Source organism: Synechococcus sp. WC101, assembly GCF_047461555.1.
Classification (GTDB): Bacteria; Cyanobacteriota; Cyanobacteriia; order Thermostichales; family Thermostichaceae; genus Thermostichus.
Window position 1 is genome coordinate 1 of the sequence record NZ_JANSHG010000143.1, and the last position, 6,467, is coordinate 6,467.

Annotated in this window: 5 protein-coding genes; 4 read left to right on the top strand and 1 reads right to left on the bottom strand. The window is 60.8% G+C overall.

What is annotated here, in order from left to right; translation table 11 throughout:
* Together NW809_RS09915 and NW809_RS09920 are read left to right on the top strand one after the other, a co-directional pair.
* On the top strand, nucleotides 1-2,013 hold a 2,013-nt coding region (locus NW809_RS09915), incomplete at its 5' end, for a PAS domain S-box protein (protein ID WP_414402040.1).
* 11 nt (nucleotides 2,014-2,024) lie between these two features.
* Nucleotides 2,025-3,047 carry a response regulator gene (locus tag NW809_RS09920; protein ID WP_011431655.1) on the top strand — a complete coding sequence of 341 codons (1,023 nt, stop codon included), beginning with the start codon at nucleotides 2,025-2,027 and terminating at the stop codon, nucleotides 3,045-3,047.
* Here the strand turns inward: NW809_RS09920 and NW809_RS09925 are convergent, their stop codons facing one another.
* Nucleotides 3,048-4,151, bottom strand: a complete 1,104-nt coding sequence (locus tag NW809_RS09925; protein ID WP_099812662.1) for a septal ring lytic transglycosylase RlpA family protein — start codon at nucleotides 4,149-4,151, stop codon at nucleotides 3,048-3,050. It lies immediately after the preceding gene.
* 145 nt (nucleotides 4,152-4,296) lie between these two features.
* Here NW809_RS09925 and purM point away from each other — a divergent pair, with 145 nt between their 5' ends.
* Together purM and NW809_RS09935 are read left to right on the top strand one after the other, a co-directional pair.
* Nucleotides 4,297-5,352 carry a phosphoribosylformylglycinamidine cyclo-ligase gene (purM, locus tag NW809_RS09930; protein WP_011431653.1) on the top strand — a complete coding sequence of 352 codons (1,056 nt, stop codon included), beginning with the start codon at nucleotides 4,297-4,299 and terminating at the stop codon, nucleotides 5,350-5,352.
* Between the two features lie 202 nt (nucleotides 5,353-5,554).
* A partial coding sequence (locus NW809_RS09935) for an ABC transporter ATP-binding protein (protein WP_414402041.1) occupies nucleotides 5,555-6,467 on the top strand: 913 nt, incomplete at its 3' end.

Genomic DNA, 6,467 nt, shown 5'->3' on the forward strand with positions numbered 1-6,467 from the left:
ATGCGCCGCATTCACCCTGACGATCGCTGGCTGTTCCCCGCCATTTTTCAAGCCCAACTTCAGGGCCAACCCACCGATGTGGTTTTTCGCCTCTGCCGCCCCGATGGCCGCCTCCTCTGGCTGCGAGAACGCACCTTTCCCATCCTCGACAAAGAGGGCAAGGTCTACCGGGTGGCAGGGATCGCCGAAGACATCACCGAGTCCAAGCAACTGGAAGCCGAACGTCGTCGTATAGAGCAAGCCTGGCAACAGAGCGCCAATCATTTCCGGCAGATCTTTGAGCTGGCTCCCAACGGCATTGCTCTGGTGGATCTGCAGGGGCGATTTATCCAGGTCAACGAGGCCTTTGCCCAGATCGTCGGCTACACCCCCGAAGAGTTGCAGCGTCGGCAACAACTGGACATCCTCCACCCCGACGATGTCAACCAACTGCTGGCGGCTAACGAGGCTCTCTTGACACGCAAAGTCTCCATCAGCCAGCGGCAGATTCGCTACATCCACCGTTCCGGCCAAGTTGTCCATGTGCTGTTCCAGGCCGCCCTGCTTACCGATGGAGCCGGCCAGCCCACCCAGTTTCTCAACCAGGTGATCGACATCAGCGCCCGCGTCGAGGCAGAAGTGGCCCTCAAAGAAAGCGAAGAACGCTTCCGCCAATCCTTTGAGTGGTCCCCCATCGCCAAGGCCATGACCCACCTGGATGGCACCTATTTTCAAATCAACGCCGCCTTTACCGAAACCCTGGGCTACACCCTAGAAGATCTCGAGGGGAAAACCGTCCTCGACATCACCCATCCCGACGACATCGCCGTCACCTTGGAGAGCACCAACCGCCTGCTGGCCGGCGAGGTGCACCACTGCGAACAGGAGCAACGCTACATTCACAAGAACGGGCAAATTGTCTATGCCCTTCTCCGCATCACTCTGGTGCGCACCGCCCAAGGGGATCCCAGCTACTTTCTCAGCCAAATTTTGGACGTTACCGAGCGCAAGCAAGCCGAGGCAGCCCTTCGCCAAAGCGAGCTGAGTTTGCGGGGCATCTTTGAGCAGTCGGCCCTGGGCATTTCCATCGTCGATAGGCAGGGCCGTTACCTCAAGGTGAACCCCGCCCTGGAAGAGATCCTTGGCTACAGCGGCGCCGAATTGGTCAACAAGAGCTTCTGCGACCTCACCCACCCGGACGACCTCGAGGAAGATTGGCGACTCTTCCAGGAAGTTTTGAACGGCCAACGGGATCGCTACCACCTGGAAAAACGCTATATCCACCGCAGCGGCAAGGTGGTTTGGTGTCGCCTGGCAGTCTCAGCAGTGCGGGATCCCGAAGGCAAAAACCTCTTCATCATCGGCATCTCTGAAGACATTACCGAAGAAAAACGGGCGGAGCTGCAGATTCAGGCGGCCCTGCAGGAAAAAGAGATTCTGCTGCGGGAGATCCACCACCGCGTCAAAAATAACCTGCAAATCATCTCCAGCCTGCTGCGGCTCCAGGCGGATCAAATCAAAAGCCACAAGTATGCCCGCGTTTTTAAGGACGCCGGCAGCCGCATTCAGGCGATGTCTTTGATCCACGAGGGCCTGTACCAGTCCAACAACCTGGCTGCTGTGGATTTGAGGCAGTACCTCCACAATTTAATTTCTAATCTTTTCCACTCCTACGGCGTGAACCCCGAGATCATTCGCGCCAGCATCCGCGCCGAAGGGATCCGCCTCAACCTCGATGAGGCAGTTTTGTGTGGCCTGATCATCAACGAGCTGGTCACCAACAGCCTCAAATACGCCTTTCCCAAAGGCCGCAGCGGCCAGATCGACGTCCACTTTAAGCAAACCCGTACTTATACTCAGTTGCGCGTCTCTGACAACGGCATTGGCCTGCCCAGCAACTTCGATTTCAAGGAAACTCAATCTTTGGGTTTACAACTGGTTGCAACTCTCACCGATCAGCTCCAGGGCAAGATAGAATTGAGAAACAAGTCGGGTACCACTTTCATCATTACCTTTCCGAGGAGCCAGCCTTGAAGAAAGTTCCCATGCTTGCCAAAGGCAGCATTCTGGTTGTCGAAGACGAGAAGATCATCGCCAAGGATATCGCCAACGTCCTGAAAAAATTTGGCTATGCGGTGCCGGCCATCGCGTCCTCTGGCGAAGAAGCGATCCGATGGCTGGAGGAAATGTCGGTGGACTTGGTCTTGATGGACATCGTTTTGAAAGGGGATCTCGACGGTATTGAAGCCGCCAAGCGGATCGCCGAGCGCTTCAACATTCCGGTGGTGCACCTGACGGCCTACGCTGATGAGGACACTCTCTCTCGCGTTAAGGAGACACAGCCTTTTGGCTACATCATCAAACCTTTCAAAGAGCGGGAGCTCTACACCGCCATCGAAATTGCCTTGCACAACCACCGGCAGAGCCTAGAAAGCCGCAGGCTGGAGGAGAAAAGGCTGGAGGAGCTGCGACAGAAGCTGCAGCAGTTGCAGCAGTTTGCAGAGGTCAAGGGCACTTTGTTCAAGAAGTTCTTGCAAGATCTGAGTGAGCCCCTCTCGAACCTCAAGTTTGCCCTAGGATTGCTCAAGGAGGCAGAGTCGGAGCAGAAGCGGCAGCACTACCTACGGGTGCTGGAGGAAGAGTTTCACCGCGAGCTGGAACTGATTCATCAGACTTCTAACCTGGAAGATTTGCTAAACCTGGAAAATGTCGGCCTGCTGAGCCAGTTTAGCTTGTTGCGGGCCCAGGAGCCCAGCCGGAGTCGCCTGCTAGAAGGGGAGAAGCCGCCAGCCACAGCTACGGCTACCCTCTCCGAGCCCCCCGCAGCGGCGGCCTGTCCTGCCCCGCCGCCCAGCCCTGCCGCTGCCGAGGAGGCGATTACAGTGCCGCGGGCGACGCTGCGCCCCCTCAACCAAACTCAGTTGGCAGAGCGGCTGGGGGTGGTGGTCTCCGCCATCACCTACTGGAAGTTCAAGAGTGGGTTTCCCGAGTGGAGCCGCAGCCGGGATCCGGACGGCATTGCTTGGCACTACTCGCCCGATTCCAAGCGCTTTTCGCCCGTGCCTTAGCTAGCGCTGCACGACTTCCAGGCGCACCGGCGCCAGCCCCGAGCGCACCATCCCCAGGGCCTCCGCCGCCCGCAGGGAAAGGTCGATGATCCGACCGGGGATGAAGGGGCCGCGATCGTTGATGCGCACGACAGCCTGGCGCCCGTTGTCCAGGTTGGTTACCCGCACCTCGGTGCCGAAGGGGAGGGTGGGATGGGCAGCTGTCATCTCGTGGCGGGTGGGGTGCAGGTCATACCAGGAGGCGATCCCTTCTTGCACAGGCCCGACCACTCGGACAGAGTCCGGTTGCGCCTGGGCCTGAGTTTCTGATCGGCGGGCAGCGGTGGCTTTGGCGGCAGTCAGGGTGGCCGGCTGGGGCAGGGCCGAAGGGGCAAGAGGAGGGGCATCCAGCAGCAGACGGCGCAGACGATTGGCAGCCAAAACCGCTGTATCCACCGGGCGTTGGTTATCCAGCAGCAGCACTCCTTCGTCGATGCGCAGCAATTCCTCGTCGTTTACCCGAACCGCGTAGAGGGGATCCCCGGATTGGGGCTCTGCCCAAGCCAGAGTAATGGTCGTGTCCTTCAGGGATCCCTGGGCCATTTGGTTGAGCCGGGCCACGAGGGAGCTGGCCCGCAGCAGCGGCGACTCCAACCCGGGCTGCTCGACAAAGCTGACAACGGGGAGATCCCGAACGTAGACGGTGACCACCTGCCGCCCGTCCATCTGGTAGTCGTAGAGGGTGGAGACAGGCTGGCTGGACGACTGCTGCTGTTCGCCGATCTTGAGGATGGGCTCTTCCATTGGCCGAGAAGGGATTGCCCGGCGAGCCAGGGAAAGAGACTGCGAGTGTTGGGGGTTCAAGGTGCCGAGTTTGGCTGGCGGGGGAGCGTTGGGTTGGGGGGGAGAGACAAGGTCAGTTGCCGGGGAGAGGGAGTGGGTTTTGGGGGATAGCTGGGTTGCTCTGGCACTAGGGGAGCCGCTGCGAGTTGAGGCTTGCGCCCGCGAGGTTGGGCTGCCCAACATACCTGCCGGCAAGCTGAAGGCCGTAACACAGAGACAGCCGACCAAGCCCACTTGGCGGGCGGGAGCCAGTCCCTGTCCAAGCCGCTTCCAATTTCGCATGAGGCCGCGCTCCTCTCGAAACTCCTGTACAACGTCCAATGCGACAGTAAAACAGAAGTTAATGTACCATAGGTTTCGAAGTTGACAAGCTTGCCCGGCCAAGGGCAAAAGCCCAAGTCCCGTCAGCATAAGGATTTTCGGCATCTTGGACTACCGCTCAGCAGGGGTTGACATTGAACTCGGACGCGCTTTTGTCAAGGGGATCCGGGAGCGCGTTGAAGGCTCTCAAGCTCAGTCTTCAGGTTCTTCAGGAACCTTGGGCGGCATTGGCGGCTTTGCCGGCTTGTTGGAGCTACCGGCGGGCTACCGGGCCCCGGTTCTGGTTGCCGGCACTGATGGAGTGGGCACCAAGCTGGAGATCGCCCAGCAGTGGGGGCAGCACCGCGGCGTGGGCATCGACCTGGTGGCCATGTGTGTCAACGATGTGCTGACGGTGGGGGCCAGGCCGCTGTTTTTCCTGGACTACATTGCCACCGGCAAGCTGGAGCCGGAAGCGCTTTGGCAGGTGATCGACGGCATCTTGGAGGGCTGCCAGGAGGCCGGCTGCCAACTCCTGGGGGGGGAGACGGCAGAGATGCCGGGGTTTTACCCGCCCGGCAAGTACGACCTGGCGGGTTTTTGCGTCGGGATCGTCGAGAGGGCAGACGTTCTCGACAGCTCGCGGGTGCAGCTTGGGGATCGGTTGTGGGCCTTGCCCAGCAGCGGGTTGCACAGCAACGGCTTTAGCCTGGTGCGGCGCATTGTGGCCGAGCGGGGCTGGCCTTGGGATCACCAACCCCCTGGCTGGGATCGGCCTTTGGCGGAGGTCTTTCTCACTCCCACCCGCATCTATGTCCAGGCAGTGCAGCGGCTGCAGGCAGCAGGGATCCCCCTCCACGGCATGGCCCACATCACCGGCGGCGGCATCCCAGAAAACTTGCCCCGCTGTTTGGCTCCGGAGCAGGCGGCGCGGCTAGAGCCCCACAGTTGGCCCATCCCACCGGAGTTTCTCTGGCTGCAGGAGCAAGGCCAAGTGGAGACCTTGGAGATGTTCAACACCTTCAACCTGGGGGTAGGCTATGTGCTGGTGATCCCTCCTGAGGCGGAAAATCGGCTGAGATCCCTGCTCCCCGAAGCCTTTCCCATTGGCGAGGTGGTGCCGGCCCGCCCAGGGGAGAGCCGGGTCTTGGGGCTGGAGGAGTGGGGATCCTTGGTACCTTGAGTCCCCACCAAAGGGGGGAAGGAGCTGGCTGTGTTTGCGGATCCCTGCCGCTGCTGTGCTAAGTTTGCTGATGGCCTCGGCGCTGCTGCCTCTGTTGCTCTCAACCTCCGCCTATTTCACAAGAGAAGGGCTGCGCGCTTTCCCATCTCCGGACTTGGGCTGTTGGCCAACTCCCGCTGACCCTCTAGGTTAGGAGCCGCCGATGACAGGTTTATCCACTGCTCCTGCAACCAAGGCTGCCATCGAAGTGGAACATCTGAGCAAAACCTACGGCAGCTTTACGGCCATCCGCGACATCTCTTTCCAGGTCAACGCCGGCGAGATCATGGGGTTTCTGGGGCCCAACGGCGCCGGCAAAACCACTTCTATGCGCATTTTGGCTGGCTATTTGCCTGCCAGCGAGGGGACGGCGCGGGTGGCCGGGTTCGATGTGCATGAAAACCCTATGGCGGTGCGGCAGCGCATCGGCTACCTGCCAGAAAACCCGCCCCTCTACCCGGACATGACGGTGGAGAGCTACCTGGACTTTGTCGCCCAGATCAAACGGGTCAGCGCCGGGGATCGGCCGCGACGGGTGGACGAGGTGATCCGCCGCTGCAGCCTGGAAGACAAGCGCCACACCTTGATCCGCAAGCTCTCCAAGGGGTACAAGCAGCGGGTGGGCCTGGCCCAGGCCCTGGTGCACGACCCGCCGGTGATCATCCTGGACGAGCCCACGATTGGGCTGGATCCCAAGCAAATTATCGAGGTGCGCAACCTCATCAAGAGCCTGGCAGGAGAGCACACCATCATCCTCTCCACCCACATCCTGCCGGAGGTGAGCATGACCTGCGACCGGGTGGTGATCATCAACCGCGGCCAGGTGGCGGCCATTGGCACGCCCGCTGAGCTGACGGCCCAGCTTCAGGATCGGCAGCAGGCGAAGCTGGTGGTGGGCGCTCCTGAGGAAACGGCCATCCGAGCGGCCCTGCAGAACCTGCCCCAGGTGGAGGTGGTGAGCTTGCAGGCCCTGGGATCCGATCCCCCTCGCTGGCAGGTGCACCTGAAGAGCCATGTTTCTGCAGAAGGCTGGATCCCGGAGGTGGCCAGGGCCCTGGTACAGGCGGGGATCGACC